Source organism: Corynebacterium sp. HMSC058E07 (assembly GCF_001809885.1).
Lineage (GTDB): Bacteria > Actinomycetota > Actinomycetes > Mycobacteriales > Mycobacteriaceae > Corynebacterium > Corynebacterium macclintockiae.
The window spans coordinates 12,485-34,318 of sequence record NZ_KV799248.1; the positions used below are offsets into that span (position 1 = coordinate 12,485).

Here is a 21,834-nt window from a genome sequence, read left to right on the forward strand (position 1 = left end):
AGTAGTGTGAGGGGCCAGACAATAGGAAATTCCAACGGTAGCTACCGTCCGTAGCGCCGTGTCTGTTTCGTCAGGCGGGCTGCAATATTGGCACCGCTGAGCTTTCGCGCCTGCAGCAAGAACTCCCGCCCTTCCGAATTGCGGGTGAATACCGCGCGCATCGGCAGCCCCACGCGCTCTAACTGCCCCACGAATTCATCCACGTTCTCCCGGCGCGTGCCGATAACATCAGGCACAGACTGGGCGCAGAAGATTCCGCGGATGTGGAGGTGATGCGCGGGCGTAATCAGATAGCGCGCGTTACGGACTTCCCCAGACAGCTGAGACATGGCGTCCGCAAAAAGCTTCCTTTCGGCGAAGGTCCCGCCGGACAGGCGCACATTCGCCCCGACAGCCCCTTCGTCGACAATGGCCATGAGGTTGCGGGTTTCGACCATTCCGAGGGCACTCAGAGTGCGCGCCAACGCCGTGGCCTCGGCCTTCAGGCGCTTGCTGGTATCCGTCAGTTGTTGGACTTTCCGCGTGCGCATTAGCGCCGCAGCACCACCGAGCAGCGCAAGCACCCCGAACGCCAGCCATTGGCCCCCGACCGGGAGGTGCGGAAGAACGCGCCCCACTGCCAGGCCGAACATGACCACGAGGAAGAAAATGTAGCCCAGGATAACGTCCAGGAAAGGCACCACCCCGGCCGATGCGGGCTTTTCAACATCGATGTGGAACTGCATCTCGTAGGGCTGTCCATCCGGCACATTCCCCATGTCCAATGCCTCTAGCCACTGGTTGCGCATGAGGTCCCGCCGAGAGGCCCGAGCCAGCATCTGTTCGTTGGCGGCATCGATGCTGCGGTAGGCGCGCAGAGGTGGCTCGGCGAAGCAGCGGTCGAAACCGTTCTCGATCACCGGCGTATCGGCGCGCGGCGCTACGAAGGCCTCGAAGCGCTTCTGCAGCGAGCGCACGTCGTGCGACCCCAGGACTTCGAGCGACTCCCCCGCACCGACGTTCAGCGCCTGCGCCCCGCTCTGTACCGCCTGGTCGAGCCATGCCCCGCGCCCGGCACCTTGGCTCGGTTCGCACGTTGCGATATGCCAAATGTTCGCGGTCTTATCTGGAACGGCGGGATCCACCCGGATCACCCGGCCGCGCATCTGGTTGGTCAGCATAAACGCCCGCACGGAGCTGGCGATGATGAGCGCATTGGCGCAGGGTGAATCCCACCCCTCCCCCAGCAGGGCGGCGGTGCCCACCAGGATCGTGAACAGTCCTTCCTGGAAGGCGCGGGTAATGGCGGGAACGGATACCCGCGTGCCGCCGGAAAAGCGCACCTCCACATACTCGTCGTTGAGGTTCTTGGTGGCGGTGACTTCCCCATCGAGGTCCACCGCGAAGCGCTTCACCTCGTCCAGCGCCGCCCGCGGGATGACGATCACCGAACCACTGATGGCGGCGATCCTTGCGGTACCTCCTACGCGCCGTCGCAGTGCTTCGAAGATGGGGATGACGCCCACGTGGACCAGGGCATCGTCGCTGCCCACGCTGGACAGGTAATCCCGTTGGACGTAATCCGCGAGGATCACCAGGCGCAGGTTGTCGGACATCGCGGAGACTTCTTCTTCGGCAATGTCACTAACGGCGCGGATTTTGCCCGCGGAATGGGTGAGGATGCTGTTGACCCTCGTCTCCCCGGTGACGGAAATCTTCCCCTTGTTCAGCAGATTGTTGGCCCGCAGAGCGGAGGCCACTGAAGAGCTGGCGCGGAAGAAGTCGGGGTGATCGATGACGAACTGCAGCCCCAGCTCGCCGGCGAGTTCCGGGCGCTTTTCGCTGAGTATCGCCTGGACATGTGGCGCAATCGGATGCCCAGCAGCGGCAAGAAGGATTTTGAGGGCGTAGAAATTCTCCTCGTCGTCGAGGGCCACCTGCAACTGTTCGTCCGTGAGTTGGCCGAGATCCTCCGCCAGTTGCGCCAAAATCCCCTGCCGTTGCAGGTCTACTAACACTTCGTTTCCACGCCGACGCAGCTCGGCGATTTCCTGCTCTTCTGCCTGGCTGGGCTTCGTAACGTAGACGTAGTCCTGATGCGGGCACAGGTTACCGGCGGCCACGAGTTCGGGGGCGAAGATTTCCTCGTCGATAGGGCCGCACAGCTGTTCATAGCGTTGCCATTCGCTGGGGGTGGAATCGTACGGCGGGGTAGCCGTGAGCGCGATGGTGTTGGGCACTGCTTTTCGGCGGCCCAGCTGTTCCATGAAGGCTGTCAGGGCGCGGTGCCACTGGGAGCGCAGGTGGTGTGCTTCGTCGAGGCACACCGTTCCGATGTCGCGGACTGCGTCCAGGATGTCGAGGTCCGCGAAGTCCTCCCCCGTTTCCTCGTCGAGCGCCTGGGTGTATGCGGAGTACAGCGCCTGGTAGGTGATGACCGTCAGGAAGGCCGGGTTGTGTAGCGAGGTGGAACACCACTCCCGCGGGTTCGATGCGCCGTTGTGTTGGAAGTGCGCTGCAAAACGATCGATCCACTGGTCGCGGATAGTGATGGTGGGAGCCAGGATCAGGGCTGGTTTGCCGAGGCGGCAGATAAGTTCCAGGCCGAGAATCGTCTTGCCGGATCCAGGCGCGGCAACGACGTGGATGCGGTGATCCTGCTTCAGGTCATCGAAGCGTTCGAGGATACGCTGTTGATACGGCCGGAAGGTCCCGGCAAAGCGCCAGCTGGGTTGCGGTTGTGTCTCGGGCGCTACCATGCGGGCAAGTCTAACCGATCAGGCACACATGCCCTCCTTGTAGTCAGCGAAAACCTTCGCCTAAATGCGTTCCTACCTCTCCTCTTCCAGACACTGCCCACTAAAACCTTCAAGCTCTTCAGAAGCGCAATATACTATGGACAGCGTCTTTCACCTCGAGCGTTGAAGCTCTATTCACCGAGACAAGCAAACTTGGCACCCAATCAAAGCCGACTCCAGTACATTCCACACAAAACAGACTACAAGGGATAATATGTCACACTTTCACCCATTCTTATCCATCGTGAGCGTCATATCGATAGCAATGGGCAGCGGTCCGATACCCAGCCCTCCGACTCCAATAACATCTGAAAACAAGCCCCCTCTTCCTGAACTAGAAAAATCGATAGAGTACATTCAGTCAGATACCCCCTCCGAAGCAATAAGAATAATAAACCAGAAGGATAAAATCACACAACCTTACGCCCTTTCTCAAAGATTTGGCCCTTGTACACTAATTCCGAGAAATATACACGTGAGAACAAGGACCAACAACGGGGATGCTCGAGTAATTGGATTTAAACCAGTTACCATCTGCAACCAAAAGGTTCAATCCATTCGGCACGAAAGTAGACTAAAGTATAAATATTATTTGTGGTGGAAAGACGCTAGCCTTAAGCACGGAGTCCCCACCCGTTCGACAAACAGAGGCGCAGCGCGACTAGAACAAAAAAATATTGAATTCCAATGTAAAGGTCTAGTCAACACTTCTTTCATCGGCAATACGGTAGGCACAGTAGTCGCCAACGGGGTAACCTATCATGCCGTCATTAATACTGATACATTTCGCACCTCCTGTAGAGCCTGAGGAGGCCCCATGCTTAAAGCTGCATACCCGAGCGTGCTCGCACTCTTCTCTCACCAAAAAGAAACTCTTCAAGAAGACTTCGTCGGTGTCGCACGTAATCGAAAACAAGCAGACGCAATGGCCGAATATGTAGAATCAAAAATGTACAGCTGCTGGATTGAAGAAGTAACCATTAAAGACTGGTATAGGACCCTACTCAGAAAACTCCCTTCCGATGTAATCTTTCTGGTTTTCCGATCTGGACCTGCCCAGGAGGAAGAAAGAAGAGCAGACGATTTTGACCCAGAACTAGTGGGGGCGTTCACTTCTAAGCTAGCCGCTGAACGATGCGCGGTTGCCCTAGATCGGAGGGTCGAAACTGGTAACCCCCTGCATAATAAACTAAACCAGCACCATGTTTGGGAAGCACATTATGGCTTTCTCCCTAAATATCTGAAAGCGGATGGCATTCCAATTCCAGCTTGTTAATCGAGCACGGCAAAACCCCAGCTCATTTCTGAACTGGGGAAATGCGTTCTGTGGAGCCGCCGGGAATTGAACCCGGGTCCTTTGCGACCTCGCCAGGGCTTCTCCGTGCGCAGTTCGCTCATGACCTCTGCTCGACCCTCCAGCACTCGCGAACCAGCCTGGATGATGGGCCCAGTTGCTCGAAAGGTGTCCCGCACGGCCCAAGCAACAAAGCCGTGCGGCAAGTCCCTTTAGTCGATGCCAGCTACCGGGTCAGGGACATCCCCGGGCTGACAGACACGCGGTCGCTGTAATTAGGCAGCGAGGGCGTAGTCGCGCTGAGTGTTCTCGGCGCTTATAAATTCGCAGCGACGCTTAAAATCGGTGGTCGTCTGCCTTCACCGGCACGCTTCCCCTGGCTCAATGCACAAAGTCGAAACCAAGTCGACCCCATGATCCCTGCTGCGGAAACGCTTGTACAACAGGAAATTTAACCTTACACCCCTGCACCGCGGCAGTTCAAGAACCCTACTTTTCAGCCTCGTTTTCCGGATCAGCGTCCTGCGCGGAGTCGAGCCCAGTCTCGTCCCACTTCGCCTTACGCTCCTTGGACTTCCTATTGTTCTTCACTGCCATGAGTCCCACTGCGATGCCGATGACGATCGGTACCCATACCTTGCTGTAATCGGCCATAAATCCGATCACGCGCAGAATCGGCTCCATCCATTCGGGTAGGTGCCAGTCCGGTAAATGCCAATCCGGCCAGGGAATGGAAGGAAGATTAATGTCCGGCCACGGGATCGATGGCAGGTTGATGTCCGGCCAGGGAATATTGATATCCCAGTCGGGTAGAAAGCTAAGTAACCATGCAATCAGCTTGGAAGCCAGAGGGCCTAGCACGATGACGGCCAGCGCCCAGCTACCCTTCCCTAGGCCAGTAATCAGCGGATAGAACCAGCGTTTGAACGGTGATTCCTCCATCGCTGCCCAACGCTGCGCCGCCCGCGACCCCTCTGGCGGGTCGAGGTGCACTACCCCTTCTTCATCCTTGACCTTTACCTCGAGCATCCAAATATCTAGAAAATTCGAGGTCCACCCCAGGTACGGCGCCGCAAGCGTCACCTCCCCGCCGTATTCCCCGGGTTCTAAGGTCGTGTCGGTCTTTCCCAGGTCAAGTTTCTGGTTAGCCAGGTTCTTAAAGCGTCCGATCGTCACCCCATCACGGCGCACCAGCAGTTCTAGATTCTTATCTAGGTCTTCTTCCAGCTTGGCGAATTTCTGCACCAGTTTATTGCTGCTCTGGTCGCTGTCTTTACTTGTGGACGCCCCCTCGTCCACCTCCACGACTTCATCGTCCGCTGTCTTTTCCGCCGTTTCTTCCGCGGATTTTTCTTTCTTGCTTTTAGGAAAGTCAGGATCGATGCGACGCAAGGCCGGTGGTTCCCCAACAATTACTTCGAGCAGCCCGAACTCCGGGTGTTGAAGAGACCAACGTTCCACGTGCACTGCCTAGCCCTTAATCCCCTTGATTCGGCGCCCCATCTCGCGCGTTATCTCGCGCTCCTCGGTGCGTCGCTTGATGTCTTGGCGCTTGTCATACTCCTGCTTACCGCGAGCCAGTGCCAGCTCCACCTTCAACTTGCCAGAGACAAAATACAACTGCAGCGGAACCAAGGTGTTGTTACCGTCACGAACCTTACCCATCAAAGAGTCGATTTCCCTGCGGTGCAGCAGCAGCTTCCGCGTACGTCGAGGACTGTGGTTTGTCCAATGTCCCATGGAATACTCCGGGATATGGAGACCGCGGAGCCAGACTTCACCTTCATCAATGGTGGCGTAGGCGTCCACAAGAGAAGCCTTACCCTCCCGCAGAGCCTTTACTTCAGTGCCCACCAGCACGACGCCACACTCGTAGGTATCGATGATGTGGTAATCGTGGCGTGCCTTGCGGTTGGTGGCAACGACGATCTGGCCAGTCCCCTTCTGACCTGTACCTTTTTGCCCTTTCTGGGGCTTACCCTTTTTCCCCTTCGATTTCCCCGAATCGGTGGGAGTGCTCTTTTTTGCTGCCATGACAGCCACACACTACCACCGAGCGCTCTCCCGAGCGAAAATGCTTACGAGCGCTAGTTCTTCACGTACCAGCGCAATGTCACCTGCGCGGTCACCGCTGCAACTGCCATGCCGACCAGCACAACGAACGGCGCGGCCAGCCACAAATCGCTGTTTGTCACGCGACCCACCAACTGCTGGTCGTATACGGCCTTCAGGGCACGATCAACCACCAGCACCTTTGCTGCGAACATGCCACCAACCGCAAGGACGGCACCAACCAGAGCGGCCACCATGGCCTCCAGCACAAACGGGGCCTGGGTGTACCAGCGCGAGGCGCCGACCATGCGCATAATGCTGATCTCGCTGCGGCGCGAGTACGCGGTGATCTGCACCATGTTCATAATCAGGAAGATAGCCGCAATGGCCTGCACCGCAGCAACGATAAACGAGGCGTTGCGGATCGCATCCAGGTTCCGCATCGCTGCCTGCAGGTCATCGCCCTGGTCCAGCACACTAGCCACGGCCGGGTTGTCGCGCAGTGCGTCGATCGGCGCGGTGTTCTCTGGGTCGGCAAGGCGGATGTGGAAGGCAGCCGGCAGCGCATCCTTTTCCGTCTGCTCCACCAGCTGCGGGTCGGACTCCCCGAAGAGCTCCGCAAAGCGCTCGTAGGACTGCTCCTTGTTGCGGAAGGTCACGGACTTCACCGCTTCGTCGCCCTCTAGCTGCTGCTTAATGCCCGAGCATTCGGGAGAGGAGCACGTCGGGTCGGTAGCAGAGATCTCATCGTTCAGCTGCACCATCACCTCAATGCGGTCGAAGTAAATGTCCTTCGTCCGCTCCGTCATCGCGCTCAGCAGAAAGCCGGTTGCCAGCAAGGCCAGGGCAATGGAGGTGGTGATGATCATCGCGATCGTCATGGTCATGTTGCGGCGCAGGCCCGAAAACGCCTCACGGAGCACAAAGTTGGTCTTCATAATTGTTTCCCTTTTAACCTCTTAGCTTGCAGGCCGGTGCTAGCGGCCCACGCCGTACATTCCGTATTCGTCGTCGCGCACGAGCTTGCCCTTCGATAGCTCGATCACGCGCTTGCGCATGGAATCCACCGCGACATCGTCGTGCGTGGACATGACGACGGTCGTACCGTTCTGGTTGATGCGGTTAAGCAGCATCATGATCTCGGACGAGGTATCGGGGTCCAGGTTGCCTGTCGGCTCGTCCGCCAGCAGAACAAGGGGTTTATTTACGGACGCCCGCGCGATCGCCACGCGCTGTTGTTCGCCACCCGACAGTTCGTGTGGGAAGCGGTTTTCCTTTCCGTCCAAGCCAACGGTCTTCAGCGCGGCAGGCACCAGGTGCTGAATATCCGAGCGCTTCTTGCCGATCACTTCGAGGGCGAAGGCAACATTGTCGAAGACGGTCTTCTTCGGCAGCAGACGGAAGTCCTGGAATACGTAGCCGATGCGCTGGCGCAACTTGGGCACGTCCCGGTTCTTGATCTTGTTCACGTGGTAGCCAGCAACATGCAGATCGCCGGAATCCAGCTTTTCTTCGCGGAGGATGAGCTGCAGGAACGTCGACTTACCAGAGCCGGAAGGGCCAATCAGGAATACGAATTCGCCTTTTTCGATTTCCAGGGTGACGTTATCCAGGGCGGGGCGCCCGGACGACATATAGCTTTTGGTTACGTTTTCGAAGGTGATCACGAGCACACAGTGTAGCGAAACTAATGATACAAAGATAGTCCAAAGTGACTGCTGTTACTCCTGAGGCTTCGTACGGCTCCGTTGATTCTGGGCTTCTGCTGTCCCGCGGCACCCCAGAATGTAAAGTCGCAACCCAACCCGATTGAGGCGTTTGGCGTCAACAAGAGAGAAGAACCCTTGAGCGATACGCAGACAAAAGAAGAAACTACAAAGAGCAATCAGCCCGGGGGCTTCCTCGGATTCATCGAGAAAGTCGGCAACAAACTCCCCGACCCGTTCTGGCTGTTCGTCATCCTCGGCGGGCTAGTGCTCGTCTCCAGCTTCATCTTCAACAAGCTTGGCCTGAGCGCCACGAACCCAGAAAGCGGCAAGAAGGTAGAGATCGTCAACCTGCTGAGTTCTGATGGGCTCAAGGAGATACTTTCCGGCGTGGTGGACAACTACGTCACCTTCCCACCGCTGGGCCTGATTATTACGGTCATGCTGGGCGTGGCCGTGGCCGAGCATTCTGGCCTAATCAGCGCGGTGGTACGCGCAACCGTCTCTAGAGTCGGACCGAAACTTCTGACCTTCGTAGTGGCTCTGGCAGGTGTGACGGGCTCCGTAGCCTCGGACGCGGTGTACGTGATCCTCATTCCGCTGGGCGCCGTTGCCTTCCGCGCAGTGGGGCGATCCCCGATCGTTGGCGCGATGGTGGCCTTTGCCGCATCCTCGGCCGGGTTTAACTCCTCGCTGGTCCTGAACATCACCGACGTGCTGTTGGGTGGAATCTCCACCTCGGCGGCCCACATCGTGGATGACAAATACCACGTCTCGCCGCTAGCCAACTACTTCTTCGTAGCCGTCAGCGCGGTCATGTTGGCGCTGATCATCACGGCACTGACGGAGCTGTACATGAACAAACGTACCCAGGAGCTGGTGGACCACGACGAAATCGACTACTCGGAGGTCACCTTCAATACCGGCCGCGACGGCGATGACGCACTCGCTGGGGACGTACCGCAGGAAAAGATCACCGCCGCATTGAGGCTCGAGCCCGACGAGGCACGCGCACTAGGGACTACCGCTATCGTCGCCATAATCATGACGGCCATCTACTTTGCACTGCTGTTCGTTCCGGGATCACCGCTTCAAGGCGAAAACGGCGAGGTGATGTCCAGCCCTCTGATCACCGCAGTGGCTGTGCCCATCGGCGCTGCCTTCCTGATCCTCGGCCTGGTTTACGGGCTGGGTATTAAGTCCATCACAAAGGCCAGCGACGTTCCGGATTTCATGGCGCGCGGTTTGAAGACCCTGCTGCCGATGATGGTGCTGTTTTTCGCCGTCTCCCAGTTCCTGGCCTGGTTCAAGGCATCCAACCTGGGCGATTGGACCGCCATTAAGGGCGCGGAGCTGCTACAGAAGGCGGATCTGCCGCCACTGTTGCTCTTCGGAGCCTTTGTGATCTTGGTAGCGCTGGTGAACCTCTTCATTACCTCTGGTTCCGCCCAGTGGGCGCTGATGGCGCCCATCGTCGTGCCGATGTTCATGTACGTCGGCTACTCCCCCGAGGTCACCCAGATGCTATTCCGCATCGGCGATTCCCCGTCGAACATCATCACCCCGATGAGCCCGTACTTCGCCCTGGCTCTGACGTTCCTGCAGCGCTACTACAAGAAGGCGGGCATCGGTACCTTGATGTCACTGGCGCTGCCCTACTCCATCGCCATGCTGGTCGGCTGGTTCCTGTTCTTCGCGCTCTGGTGGATGGTCGGATTGCCACTGGGCCCCGGCACCCCAATGGACTACCCGGCAGCGCAGTAAGGACAACACCACAAGCAGCCTAAACCGCCCGCCACCACCCTCGATTCAAACAACAAGCCCCCACGGTAGCCCTAACGAAGTCGGATCGTTAGGGTGGGGAACAAACCCTACACATCGCTTGGTCAGGGGCTAACAGTGCGCCTTGGCCAACCAATGAAGAATTGAGGTCGGCGTTGCAAAGCCAGGCTAATACTCCCCTACCAGATAGCTCCGATGTCGAAGCGGTGGTCACCAAGGCCATCCACCGCGCCGAACGTTGGCTGGAGATCGAGGAAACCTCGCCCTCCACCAAGCAGCTGGCGGACATGGTGCACGACCCGGACGGCGTGGAGTTCACATTCGCTTTCGTCGACCGCGTGGCCCGCCCAGAGGACAACCACGTTTCCGCCAAGGAGTTCGCCAAGATCGCCCACCCCTTCAAGCGCACCGCGCCGGTGCCGGGGTTCATGAACCTGGTTGATTCCTTCCTAGTGACCGCAGGATCCATCGCTGCTCCGATTCTGCCGAACATCGTTATGCCCATCGCGCGCTCCTACCTGCGCGCCACCGTCGGCCACCTGGTTCTGGACGCAGAGTCCAAGGCGCTGGATCGGATGCTGGAGGACTACCGCGACAAGGGCTTCCAGCTAAACCTCAACCTGCTGGGCGAAGCCGTTCTGGGCGAGGCCGAGGCGCAACGCCGCCTGGATAACACCATCGAACTGCTGAAGAATCCGCGGGTGGACTACGTGTCCGTCAAGGCTTCCTCCGTAGTCAGCCAGCTCAACCACTGGGATCTGGAAGGCTCCGCCGAGCGCCTGAAAGATCGCCTGCGCCCGCTGTACCGCGAGGCAATGAAGCGCGACCCACACCCGTTCATCAACCTGGATATGGAGGAATACAAGGACCTCCACCTGACCATCAAAATCTTCACGGAGCTGATGGATGAGGAAGAATTCCGCGAGCTAGAGGCCGGCATCGTTCTGCAGGCTTACTTGCCCGATACCTTCGACGCACTTCAGCAACTCGCTGAGTTCGCCAAGGAACGTCGCGCCAAGGGCGGAGCGAAGATCAAGGTGCGCCTAGTGAAGGGCGCCAACCTTTCCATGGAGCGCGTGGATTCCGAGATCCACGACTGGCCACAGGCACCCTACCTGACCAAGGCCGAGGTGGATGCGAACTACGTCCGCCTGCTGGACTGGGTTCTGCACCCCGAGCACGCGGACAACCTGCGCATCGGTGTGGCTTCGCACAACCTGTACCACCTGGCGCTGGCCCACGAGCTCTCTGTCGCCCGCAATGTGGAGCACCAGCTGGACGTCGAAATGCTGCAGGGCATGTCGCCCGCCCAGTCCGAGGCCGTGCGTGATGTCACCGGCAAGATGATCTTGTACACCCCTGTGGTGAAGAAGGAAGACTTCGACGTGGCCATCAGCTACCTGGTGCGCCGCCTCGAGGAAAACGGCGCGAAGCAGAACTTCCTCTACGCACTGTTCACCCCGGAGGATGACGAGACCGACATCACCGGCATGACCCCCATGCAGGGCCAGGAGCTGCGTTTTCGCAACTCCGTGCGCGACCGCTGGGATACGTTCGCCGGTCCGCGCCGCACCCAGAACCGACTGGAGGAAGAAGCTCAGCAGCTGGGCTGCCAGTCCGACGGCCTGCCAGGCAACTTCGTCAACGAGCCGGATACTGATCCCACCCTGCCTGCCAACCGCGAATGGGCACTGAAGATCGTCGATCCGTCCAGCGATCCTGGCCCCGCCCAGACCCCGGAGGTTACTGATCCTGCGGTTATCGACGCCGCCGTGGCCCGTTGCCGCGAGGCCTCCGAAAACTGGTCGCAGAAGACCGGCGCAGAGCGTGCGGAGCTGCTGGACCGCGCGGCGGACGCGCTGGCCAACAACCGTTCGAAGCTGATCTCGGCGGCAGTGTTCGAGGCTGGCAAGACCGTCGCAGAGACGGACCCCGAGGTCTCCGAGGCCATCGACTTTGCCCGCTACTACGCGGAGAGCGCCCGCCAGCTGGACCATGTGCGCGGCTCGGTGTTCACCCCTTACAAGTCCGTGGTGGTTACCCCGCCGTGGAACTTCCCCATTGCCATCCCGCTGGGCGGTATCTTCGCCGCCCTGGCGGCCGGTTCCTGTGTGATCATCAAGCCCGCCCCGCAGGTGCTGCGCATTGCAGAGGTCTTCATCGGTATCCTGCGTGACGCCGGAATCACGGAGGATCTGGTGCAGCTGGTCAACGCCGACGAGGCCGAGGCCGGTAAGCGCCTGGTCAGCCACCCGGATGTGGAGTCTGTGATCCTCACCGGTGCTTCCGAGACTGCCAAGCTGTTCCGTGGCTGGAAGCCGCGGATGGTTATTAATGCCGAGACCTCCGGCAAGAATGCGATCATCGTTACGCCGTCGGCCGACCCGGATTTGGCGGTCGCGGATATTTTCAAGTCCGCCTACGGTCACGCTGGCCAGAAGTGCTCCGCTGCCTCGCTGATCATCACCGTCGGATCTATCGGCAAGTCCAAGCGCTTCATCAACCAGCTGGTCGATGCCGTGCGTTCCATCAAGGTCGGCCCCGGCTCGGACATCTCCACTGTCATGAACGGTGTGATCGAAGCCCCGGGCGACAAGCTGCTGCGCGGCCTGACCGAGCTGGAGAAGGGCGAGAAGTGGCTGGTGAAGCCACGGAAGCTGAACGAAGAGGGCACCCTGTGGTCCCCGGGCCTGCGCGATAACGTGAAGCCGGGCAGCTGGTTCCACACCCACGAGTGCTTCGGCCCGGTGGCGGGCATCATGCACGCCGAAACTCTGGACGAGGCCATCGAGTGGCAGAACTCCACCGGCTTCGGCCTGACCGGCGGCATCCACACCATCGATGTGGAGGAAACCGCCTATTGGCGCGAGCGCGTGGAGGTCGGCAATGCGTATGTCGAGCGCGGCATCACGGGCGCGATCGTGCAGCGCCAGTCCTTCGGTGGCTGGAAGAACTCCGCCCTGGGCAGCGGTGCGAAGGCCGGTGGCCCGAACTACGTCGCTCAGCAGGGCGTGTGGACCGAGGGCGACCTCAGCGAGCTGGCTGCGGGTACCCTCCCGACCCACATCACCCAGTTGCTGCGTGAGATCCGCGGCCTGGGCTCCCCCGCCCTATCCAAGGACGACCACGTGTGGCTCCGCCGTGCAGCGGAATCGGACGCCTACGCGATGTCCACCGAGTTCGGCGTCGAACATGACAAGACCGCCCTGGTCGTGGAATCCAACGTGTTCCGCTACAAGCCTTTGCTCGAGCCGCTGCGCGTCCGCGTCTCCGAGGGCGCGAACCCGCGTGACCTGCTGCGCCTGAAGCTGGCCTCCGCGGCCACCGGCACGGAGCTGGATATTTCCGCCAACCCGGAGGTCGCCCGCGAGTGGGGTGAGCTGGGTGAGCAGATGCGTACGTCCTCCGACCGCGACTTCGCCGAGGAAATCGCCATCGCCCAGTCGGTTCGCGTCCGTGCCCTGGGCAATAGCCCAGAGGAGTTCTACGAGGCCGCGGCAAAGTCCGGTTCGGTGATCCTGGATCAAGACGTGCTGCCCGATGGCCGCCGCGAGCTGCTGCCCATGCTGCTCGAGCAGGCGATCTCCACCACGGAGCACCGCTTCGGCTACATCCACGGCCTCACGCCTTAAGGCCCAGCGCGCTGAGCCTGACCGGGCGCGCCAGCCCTGGCTCAGCCACAGCCGGGCACGCAGCCCGGCGCGCGCTCACGTACAGCCCGGCGCGCTAGGCCTGTGCCTCCTGTTGCTGCGCCATGCGCCAGCGGATGCCGGCCTCTAGGAAGCCGTCGAGGTCACCATCCAGCACCTTGCTGGGGTCGTTGACCTCGACGTTCGTGCGCAGGTCCTTCACCATCTGGTACGGATGCAGCACGTAGTTGCGCATCTGGTTGCCCCAGGAATTCGAGCCGTCGCCCTTCAGCGCGTCCATCTCGGCCTGTTCTTCTTGACGCTTACGCTCCAGCAACTTCGCCTGCAGCACTCGCATGGCAGATGCCTTGTTCTGGATCTGCGATTTCTCGTTCTGGCACGTCACCACAATGCCGGTAGGTACGTGGGTCAGGCGCACCGCCGAGTCGGTGGTGTTCACCGACTGCCCGCCGGGACCGGAGGACCGGTAGACGTCCACGCGCACATCGTTGTCGTCAATGTCGATGTGGTCGGTCTGCTCCACCACGGGCAGCACCTCGACCTCGGCGAAGGAGGTCTGGCGGCGCCCCTGGTTGTCGAAGGGGGAAATGCGCACCAGGCGGTGGGTTCCCTGCTCCACGGACAGGGTGCCGTACATGTATTCGCCGTGGATCACGATGGTCGCGGACTTAATGCCGGCTTCCTCGGCGTAGGAGATGTCGTAGACCTCCACCTTGTGCCCGGCCTTCTCTGCCCAGCGGGTGTACATGCGCAGCAGCATCTCTGCCCAGTCGGCGGCATCCACGCCACCGGCGGCGCTGCGGATGTTCACCACGGCTTCGCGCTCGTCATACTCCCCCGACAGCATGGTAGTGACCTCTAGGGATTCGATCTCTTGGCGCAGTTCCGCGCGTTCCGCGTCGGCCAGCTGCACGGCCTCCTTGGCTGCGTCCGGGTCGTCCCCTGCTTCTTCTTCTGCCATGTCGTAGAGCACCGGCAGGTCGTCCAGGCGCTGGCGCAGGCCCGTGACCTTCTTGAGTTTTCCCTGCACACGCGACAGTTCGGAAGTCACCTGCTGTGCGTGATCCGGGTCGTCCCACAGGGAGGGGTCTGCGGACTGATCTTCCAGCTCGCGGGCTCGATCGCCCAGCTCTTTGAGGTCCAGCACCTTCTCGATGGTGGTCAGGGTGCCGTCCAGGTCGCTTAGGTCTGCAGAAACTTCCGGTTGCATAATGCGCAAGTCTACCCGGCGGCATGCACAATGGAATGCATGGCTACTAACGGTAATGATTCTTCTTCCCCGATTCCCGAGGACATGTTGAACGCGATCATCAAGACGTTCATCGTGGCGCATGTCGACGATTCCGACCACCACCTGGCCCAGGCGCTGGTGTATAACGCTGGTCGACTGGCATGGCGGATGCGCCAGACGGGTGTGGATACGGAGCAGAAGACCTCCGTTAGCGATGTCGTCACGGCTGCCGATCGGGCGGCCGAGAAGTTCATTGCCGACGCGCTGCGCGCCATTCGCCCGGACGATGGTCTGTTGGGTGAGGAGGGCACGTCCGTGGAGTCGAAGTCCGGCCGCACCTGGGTCATCGACCCGGTCGATGGCACATACAACTTCACCACCGGCTCTGATTATTGGTGCTCCGCACTGGCTCTCGTCGAGGGTTCCCCCGAGGATCCGGATGCCCTGCTGTTCGGCGCCGTTCACCGTCCGGCGATGGGCTACACGTGGTTTGGTGGTTCGGATATTCCTACTACTCGTGACGCCAACCGTATCGACCTACCCAATACCGCAGCGGAACTGACCTGCCTGGGTGGCTACCTACACCCCACTGACATCGCGGACGCCACCCGCCTGAACAGCTGGACTGCCGTGGCTACGCAGTTTGCTACGGTGCGCATGCTGGGGTCTGCGTCCATCGACTTGGCTTGCGTGGCCGGTGGCGAGCTCGGCTGCTGGATGCAGCACAGCGTGGCCAGCTGGGATTGGTTGCCTGGGCGAGCTTTGGTCGAGGGAGCTGGGGGCGTCGCTAAGAAGGAAGAAAAAGACGGCACTACCTGGTTCATTGCCGGGGCGCCCGACGCAGTAGAGCAGGCAGCGGCGGCGTTGCGTGAGGCATAAAAGAGTCACAGCAATCACAACACTCCCAGAAGCCCCGTAGCTTAACTCGAGTCGACTGGGCTATCATGTGCCTCATGACGGACTCGGTATCCACCTATGCAGATGACCTCAACCTGGCGCTGACGCTGGCGGACGCGGCGGACACGATCACCATGGCGCGCTTCGAAGCGAGCGACCTGAGCGTTGAATCGAAGCCGGACCTCACGCCGGTCAGCGACGCGGATACCGCCGTAGAGAAGGAACTGCGGGAAATCATCGCCGCACACTACCCGGACGATGCTCTGCTGGGCGAGGAGTTCGGTGGCGACGTCACCTTCGCCGGGCGCCAATGGGTCATCGACCCCATCGACGGCACGAAGAACTTTGTGCGCGGAGTGCCCGTGTGGGCCACACTGATCAGCCTGTTGGTAGACGGCAAGCCAGTGGTCGGCGTTGTGTCCGCGCCTGCACTAGGACGGCGCTGGTGGGCAGCCGAGGGGGCCGGAGCTTGGCGACTGTTTAACACCCCGGCAAGCAGCGGAACCAGCGCAGATGCAGCACCGGCAAACGGTGGCTCTGTCGATGGCGGAGTGCCGTCGGCGGGCGCGCACCAACTGGGGGTTTCGAAGGTTGCGAATGTCGCGGACTCTTCCATCGCGATTTCCTCGCTGTCCGGCTGGGCGGACTGCGGCAAGCGCGAGCAGCTGATCAGCCTGACGGATTCCGCATGGCGCCTGCGCGGATACGGCGACTTCTGGTCCTACATGCTGGTTGCCGAAGGTGCGGTCGACATCGCCGCCGAGCCGGAGGTCAGCCTGTGGGATCTGGCCGCGCTGGTGCCAATTATCACGGAGGCTGGCGGGCGGTTCACCTCTCTGGACGGCGAGGATGGCCCGCACGGCGGCTCCGCTGTAGCCACCAACGGCCTGCTGCACGAGGCCACGCTCGGCGCGCTGGCCTAAGAAACCGGAACCTAAACGTCGAGCGCCAGGTAGACGGTGTCGAGGTACTCCTCGATCCCCTCGAATCCACCCTCGCGCCCAAGGCCGGACTGCTTCACGCCGCCAAAGGGCGCCGCGGCATCCGATAGTGCGCCCCGGTTGACGCCCACCATGCCCGCCTCCATGCGCTCGGCGAAGCGCAGGGTCTTCTTCATATCCTCGCCCATCACGTAGCCAGCCAGGCCGAAGACAGTGTCATTGGCGACTTTTAGTGCCTCCTCATCGCTGGAGACACGCTGCACGGCCGCGACCGGCCCGAAGATCTCCTGATTAGCGATCTCAAACTGTGGCGTCACCCCCGTTAGCACCGTGGCGGGATACCAGAAACCATTCGGGTCCAGCTCGGGGTGCGTCTCCCCCAGCTTTTCCAGCGCCTCATTGCCGCCGAGGGCGACGTGCGCTCCCTCCTCTACTGCCTTGGCTACCATGTCGCGAACACCGTCGCGCTGCTCCAGGCTGACCATCGGGCCCATCGTCGACTTCGGATCGGTACCGGGACCCATGACAAACTCGGCCATCTTCTGCACCAGACCGGCCTCAAATTCTTCCGCCAGGGACTCGTGGACGATGAAGCGGTTAGCGGCCACACAGACCTGACCCGCGCCGCGCATCTTCGCAGCAATGGCTTGCTCCACGGCCTTGCCTACGTCCGCGTGTTCCAGCACAACGAAGGGCGCGTTGCCACCGAGCTCCAGCGACGTGCGGATCGTCTTCTGTGCCGCAGTGGCCGCCAGCGCCTGACCCACCTCCGTGGACCCGGTGAACGTCAGCTTCCGCAGGCGGTCATCATCCAACAGCACCGAGACGCGGCGGGCCGAGGACGTCGGCAGAACCTGGAATACGCCATCCGGAATGCCAGCCATGCGCCCCAGCTCCGCGAAGTAGAGCATCGTCAGCGGGGTCAGCTGTGCCGGCTTAGCGATCACGGTGCAGCCCGCCGCCAGCGCCGGAGCCAGCTTGCGGGTGACCATCGCCAGCGGGAAGTTCCACGGGGTGATGGCCAGCACGGGCCCCACCGGGCGGTGCGTGGTCACGATGCGTCCATTGCCCGCCGGAGCCACGCGATACTCGCCGGTGATCGCCGCCGCCCGCTCACTAAACCAGCGCAGATACTCGGCAGCGTAGGTCACCTCGCCCTTGGAATCAGGCAGCGCGCGCCCCAGCTCCAGAGACTGCAGAGCCGCCAGCTGGTCGGCATGCTCGTGCACCAGGTCGAAGAGTCGACGCAGAATCTCGGAACGATCGCGCGGGGTGGATTCCGCCCAGTCCGCCTGAACCTCCACGGCTCTATCCATGGCCTCCCGCGCATCATCTTCTGTCGCCGCGGCGACATCTGCGAAAGGTTTCCCCGTGGCGGCGTCAATAACAGAAAAGACCTCGCCCGAAGAACCAGCGCACCAAGCACCGCCCAAGAACAACCCCGTGGGCACATCGAAGGACTGCCCGGCCGCGTTCAGGGTAATGCTGAAATCAGAAGGAATGTTGAGTGAAGTCATGGAACCACATATACGCTTCTGCGCTGACCACCACGCGCCACCACCTTTTCCACTACGTTGGGAAGAGAGACTTGTAGCAACGAGAGGAGCCCGGCTGTGCCCATGCCAGAACAACGCGAATCTGCACATAAGACGCGGGAATGGAAGAAGCTCACCGAATACGCCGACGCGACGCGCGGCACCCAACTGCGAGAGCTCTTCACTGAGCAGCCGGGACGCTCCAGCGACATGACCCACAACGTCGGGCCACTGCACGTGGATCTGTCGAAGAACCTCATCGACGAACGTGGACTGCGCCTGCTGCTGGATCTGGCGCGCGCCCGCGGCCTTGAGGACTACCGCAGCGCCATGTTCGACGGCGAGCACATCAACACCACCGAGGATCGTGCCGTGCTGCACACCGCGCTGCGCATTCCGGTGGAGCGGGAGTTTAGTATTCCGGTTGGTGCGGGCGCGGGCGACGGTGCAGGCGCGGGCGAGACGCAGGACGTGGCAGCCGACGTTCACGCAGTGCTGGGCCGCATGCGCGACTTCGCCAAGGCACTGCGTTCCGGATCCTGGCAGGGCGTGACCGGGCACACTATCAAGCACGTCGTCAACATCGGCATCGGCGGCTCTGACCTGGGCCCGGCGATGGCCGCCCAGGCGCTGCGCCCCTACATGACGGCCGGCATCACCCCGCACTTCATCTCCAACATCGACCCGGCGGACGTGGCCGGAACGCTCGACGGACTGGATGCGGAATCGACCTTGTTCGTCATTGCCTCCAAGACGTTCACCACCTCCGAGACCCTGGCGAACGCCCACGCCGCGCGCCGTTGGCTGCTGCGCAACCTCGCCGATGCAGGTGTTGAGGTCGAGGGGGATGACGCCATCCGCGACATCACCGCCAAGCACTTCGTGGCCGTCTCCACTGCCGCAGAGAAGGTGCAGGACTTCGGCATCGACACGAACAACATGTTCGAGTTCTGGGACTGGGTAGGCGGCCGCTATTCCGTGGACTCAGCAATTGGCCTGTCGCTGATGGCCGCTATCGGCCCGCAGGACTTCATGCGTTTCCTGGAGGGCTTCCACGAGGTCGACGACCACTTCCGCACCGAGCCGCTGGAAATGAACATTCCGGTGCTGATGGGCATGCTGGGCGTGTGGTACACCGACTTCCTGGGTGCGCAGTCGCACGCGGTGCTGCCATATTCCGAGGACATGGCGCGCTTCCCCGCCTACCTGCAGCAGCTGACGATGGAATCCAACGGCAAGTCCGTGCAGCTGGACGGCAGCCCGGTTGAGATCCCATCCGGCGAAATCTACTGGGGCGAGCCCGGCACCAACGGCCAGCACGCTTTCTTCCAGCTCCTGCACCAGGGCACGCACTTGGTGCCTGCCGACTTCATCGGCTTTGTGAACCCGCACGACGATGCGGTAGCCGCCGACGGAACCACCAGCATGCACGACATGCTGATGTCCAACTTCTTCGCCCAGACCCGCGTGCTGGCCTTCGGCAAAAACGCCGAGGAGCTGAAGGAAGAGGGCGTGGCGCCCGAACTGATCCCCCACAAGGTGATGCCCGGCAACCGGCCGACCACCACCATCCTGGCGAACAAGCTGACCCCGAATACGCTGGGTGCGCTGATCGCGCTGTACGAGCACATTGTCTTTGTACAAGGCGTGATCTGGGGCATCAACAGCTTTGACCAGTGGGGTGTGGAGCTCGGCAAGAAGCAGGCAAGTGCGCTGTTGCCTGCGGTTACTGGCGCTGAGCGTAGTGACGCCGGTGACTCCTCTACCGACGACCTCATCGCCTACTACCGCCAGCACCGGGCCTAGCGGTTAGCTGGGGCGGCTTGCCTCTCGGTTTCCCGACCCGGTTTCCCCGCCCCCTGGTCTGCCCGACTCCCCTACTGTCCGGCAGGCGGGGGTGCACCATCCGGACGCCCGCCTCCCCCTGCTCCTAGATGTCGGAAATGTTGCAGAACGTTCTTGGAACCCATTTCTATCTACATATAAGAGCTGGTCAGGAAGTTGCAGCGATGGAGAGGTGGGCGTCAACAAAAAAGAATTGCAACAATTCCGACATTTTGCGCCCCAGGTCATACCCCAGCGCTCAGAAGAAATGCCCCGCGGGCTAACGCTGGCGCCCGATTAATCGATATCCCTTACGAAACCTGTTTCCCGCGGCTTACTTCGGCATCTTCCGGCCCATTAGCGCCGCGCGGGACGCAGCGTCTTTGTGAACGTTCGAATCCTCCAGAAAGGAATACTTCCCCATGAAGGTTCGCAAGACTTTGGCGGTAAGCATCGCAGCGGCATCGATCTCCGCAGGCGTAGCTGCGCCGGCACAGGCAGCGGCGCCAAAGCCCGCGCTATCCCAGCAAGCTGCTGAGTCCGAACACTACTCCCCCATTACAGGCTCCCTGAGGATAGCGCCCGTCTTTCTAGCCTCTCCCATTGTTCTTCCAGCCGCTCTACTGTACGCGATTTGGGTTCGCCTGAACCCCGGCCTCGGTTAGGCCAACGCCCGCCCCACCGCAGTACATGGGGTGGGCAGGCGCCGGTTTCGGCGTCTCCCCACCCTGACTAGCTCCCGGCCTCTGGCCTAGCCCTGTCCGCCGGCCTGTCCGGCCCTAGACCGACCCTAAAATGTCGGAAACGTTGCACTTCCGTAAGGCAAATGTCGGAAAACTTGCAAAACGTTCTTGCAAACCATTTCCAGCTACACATAAGGGCTGGTCAGGAGGTTTTAGAGGCGGAACAGGTGGCGTCGATAAAAAAGAAATGCAACATTTCCGACATTTAACCCTCAAACCCGCACCCAAAATCGTCCTACGGGGTGGCCCCATCGCACAAAATAATTCAGCGGAATACCTAGACGGCTAACGCTGGGGCTCCGGTGATCGATTTCACTTACGAAACCTGCTTCCCCATGGCTGGTTTTTGACTTGTTTTCGACTTGTTTTGACTACACGAATCCTCCAGAAAGGAATGCTTCCCCATGAAGGTTCGCAAGACTTTGGCGGTAGGCATCGCAGCGGCATCGATCTCCGCAGGCGTAGCTGCGCCGGCATAGGGAGAAGCGACCACGCCGCAGACTGCGCAGGTGGCACAGGCTGCCCCGACGGAACGCACCCCGTCCCCCACGTCGTCACTCTCTAACATCGCACCTGGATGGTTCAGCTTGCTGCTCGCACCAGGCTTCCTGTTGATCACCGCGATTCGCGTCCTGTTGAAGGGTGAATCGAACTGGATGCTTCCTTAGCAAAGGTAGGCACTAAACCCAGACCCTTTCAGGGCACGGAATAAGCGCACTAAGGCTCCCCGCTGATGCGGGGAGCCTTAGTTTCGTTTAAACGGAGTTAGCCGTTCAGATCAGGGATCCGTTCAGAGATCAGACTAGAACAGGCCCTTGGTCGGCTTGTGCATAACGTCGGTAGTGGTGACCTCACGGGAGTCAACGTTCTGGTCGTTAGAGGTGGACTTGTCCTCCTCCAGGCGACCGGTCTGGGTGACGGTGATGTAGTTCACCAGGCGACCCAGCTTGGTCTTGCCATCGCCGAAGTTCAGGTTCGCCAGCAGCTGGGAATCACCCGGGTTGACCGGGTTGGACAGGGTGACCTCGAAGCTGCGAACAGACTTTTCCTTGTCGAAGCCCAGGTCACGGGTGTATGCACCGTTGAACCAGCCCGGGGTGATCAGGCGGTCAACGCCCTTCGGACCCTTCTCAGTGTGCACGTCGATGCGGAAAGTAGTAGCCGGGAAGTCCTGGTAGTAGATCTCGGAGCCAACGTTCTTGGCAGAGATGGAGACCAGGCCTGCGAAGCCAGCGGACTTGCCAGCAGCGACGCGGATCTCCGGCTTCAGGTCGTACTTCTCGCCAGACTGCTCGGCCTCGTCCTTAGCCGGCTTCTCAGCCTCGGCGTCCGCGGCCGGCTTCTCAGCATCAGCGTCCGCGGCGGGCTTCTCAGCCTCAGCGTCCGCGGCCGGCTTTTCAGC

14 protein-coding genes and 1 other RNA gene are annotated in these 21,834 nt (G+C 60.8%); 6 read left to right on the plus strand and 9 right to left on the minus strand.

Features of this window, described 5'->3' with window-relative positions:
- Positions 1-41: 41 nt before the first annotated feature.
- A complete protein-coding gene (locus HMPREF2678_RS01065) occupies positions 42-2,738 on the minus strand; it encodes a DEAD/DEAH box helicase family protein (RefSeq protein ID WP_070550547.1) in 2,697 nt (898 codons plus the stop codon).
- 856 nt (positions 2,739-3,594) lie between these two features.
- On the opposite strand from HMPREF2678_RS01065, the gene HMPREF2678_RS10150 reads away from it, so the two are divergent.
- Positions 3,595-4,053 carry a hypothetical protein gene (locus HMPREF2678_RS10150; RefSeq protein ID WP_141746995.1) on the plus strand — a complete coding sequence of 153 codons (459 nt, stop codon included), beginning with the start codon at positions 3,595-3,597 and terminating at the stop codon, positions 4,051-4,053.
- Between the two features lie 48 nt (positions 4,054-4,101).
- Here HMPREF2678_RS10150 and ssrA read toward each other — a convergent pair.
- The 5 genes from ssrA to ftsE all read right to left on the minus strand — a co-directional run bounded on the left by ssrA (position 4,102) and on the right by ftsE (position 7,790).
- Positions 4,102-4,484, minus strand: a transfer-messenger RNA (tmRNA) gene (gene ssrA / locus HMPREF2678_RS01070).
- A 76-nt stretch (positions 4,485-4,560) separates the two neighbouring features.
- Positions 4,561-5,532, minus strand: coding sequence for a hypothetical protein (locus HMPREF2678_RS01075; protein ID WP_246817852.1), 972 nt, complete (start codon positions 5,530-5,532; stop codon positions 4,561-4,563).
- 9 nt (positions 5,533-5,541) lie between these two features.
- Positions 5,542-6,105 carry an SsrA-binding protein SmpB gene (gene smpB, locus HMPREF2678_RS01080; protein ID WP_070550549.1) on the minus strand — a complete coding sequence of 188 codons (564 nt, stop codon included), beginning with the start codon at positions 6,103-6,105 and terminating at the stop codon, positions 5,542-5,544.
- Between the two features lie 53 nt (positions 6,106-6,158).
- Positions 6,159-7,061, minus strand: a complete 903-nt coding sequence (gene ftsX / locus HMPREF2678_RS01085) for a permease-like cell division protein FtsX (RefSeq protein ID WP_034969601.1) — start codon at positions 7,059-7,061, stop codon at positions 6,159-6,161.
- Positions 7,062-7,100: 39 nt separating this feature from the next.
- Positions 7,101-7,790: a cell division ATP-binding protein FtsE gene (ftsE, locus tag HMPREF2678_RS01090; protein WP_034969749.1), complete on the minus strand. Its 690-nt coding sequence runs from the start codon at positions 7,788-7,790 to the stop codon at positions 7,101-7,103.
- A 177-nt stretch (positions 7,791-7,967) separates the two neighbouring features.
- On the opposite strand from ftsE, the gene HMPREF2678_RS01095 reads away from it, so the two are divergent.
- Both HMPREF2678_RS01095 and HMPREF2678_RS01100 read left to right on the plus strand, forming a co-directional pair.
- Positions 7,968-9,593: an AbgT family transporter gene (locus tag HMPREF2678_RS01095; RefSeq protein WP_192816041.1), complete on the plus strand. Its 1,626-nt coding sequence runs from the start codon at positions 7,968-7,970 to the stop codon at positions 9,591-9,593.
- Positions 9,594-9,766: 173 nt separating this feature from the next.
- Positions 9,767-13,243, plus strand: a complete 3,477-nt coding sequence (locus HMPREF2678_RS01100; protein WP_070550550.1) for a bifunctional proline dehydrogenase/L-glutamate gamma-semialdehyde dehydrogenase — start codon at positions 9,767-9,769, stop codon at positions 13,241-13,243.
- Positions 13,244-13,337: 94 nt separating this feature from the next.
- Here HMPREF2678_RS01100 and prfB read toward each other — a convergent pair whose 3' ends face one another.
- On the minus strand, positions 13,338-14,471 hold the full coding sequence (gene prfB, locus HMPREF2678_RS01105; RefSeq protein WP_034969607.1) for a peptide chain release factor 2: 1,134 nt from the start codon (positions 14,469-14,471) through the stop codon (positions 13,338-13,340).
- A 30-nt stretch (positions 14,472-14,501) separates the two neighbouring features.
- Between prfB and HMPREF2678_RS01110 the strand changes: the two genes are divergently transcribed.
- Positions 14,502-15,371, plus strand: coding sequence for an inositol monophosphatase family protein (locus HMPREF2678_RS01110; RefSeq protein ID WP_035001590.1), 870 nt, complete (start codon positions 14,502-14,504; stop codon positions 15,369-15,371).
- A gap of 74 nt (positions 15,372-15,445) precedes the next feature.
- Complete coding sequence (hisN, locus tag HMPREF2678_RS01115) at positions 15,446-16,312, plus strand: histidinol-phosphatase (protein ID WP_034975326.1); 867 nt, start codon at positions 15,446-15,448, stop codon at positions 16,310-16,312.
- 11 nt (positions 16,313-16,323) lie between these two features.
- Here the strand turns inward: hisN and HMPREF2678_RS01120 are convergent, their stop codons facing one another.
- Entirely contained in the window at positions 16,324-17,847 is a 1,524-nt protein-coding gene (locus HMPREF2678_RS01120) for an NAD-dependent succinate-semialdehyde dehydrogenase (RefSeq protein ID WP_070550551.1), read from the minus strand.
- A gap of 102 nt (positions 17,848-17,949) precedes the next feature.
- Here HMPREF2678_RS01120 and pgi point away from each other — a divergent pair, with 102 nt between their 5' ends.
- Positions 17,950-19,671 carry a glucose-6-phosphate isomerase gene (gene pgi / locus HMPREF2678_RS01125; RefSeq protein ID WP_070550552.1) on the plus strand — a complete coding sequence of 574 codons (1,722 nt, stop codon included), beginning with the start codon at positions 17,950-17,952 and terminating at the stop codon, positions 19,669-19,671.
- Positions 19,672-21,234: 1,563 nt separating this feature from the next.
- Here the strand turns inward: pgi and HMPREF2678_RS01135 are convergent.
- Positions 21,235-21,834, minus strand: a 600-nt coding sequence (locus HMPREF2678_RS01135; RefSeq protein ID WP_070550554.1) for a neuraminidase, incomplete at its 5' end; no start/stop codon positions are given.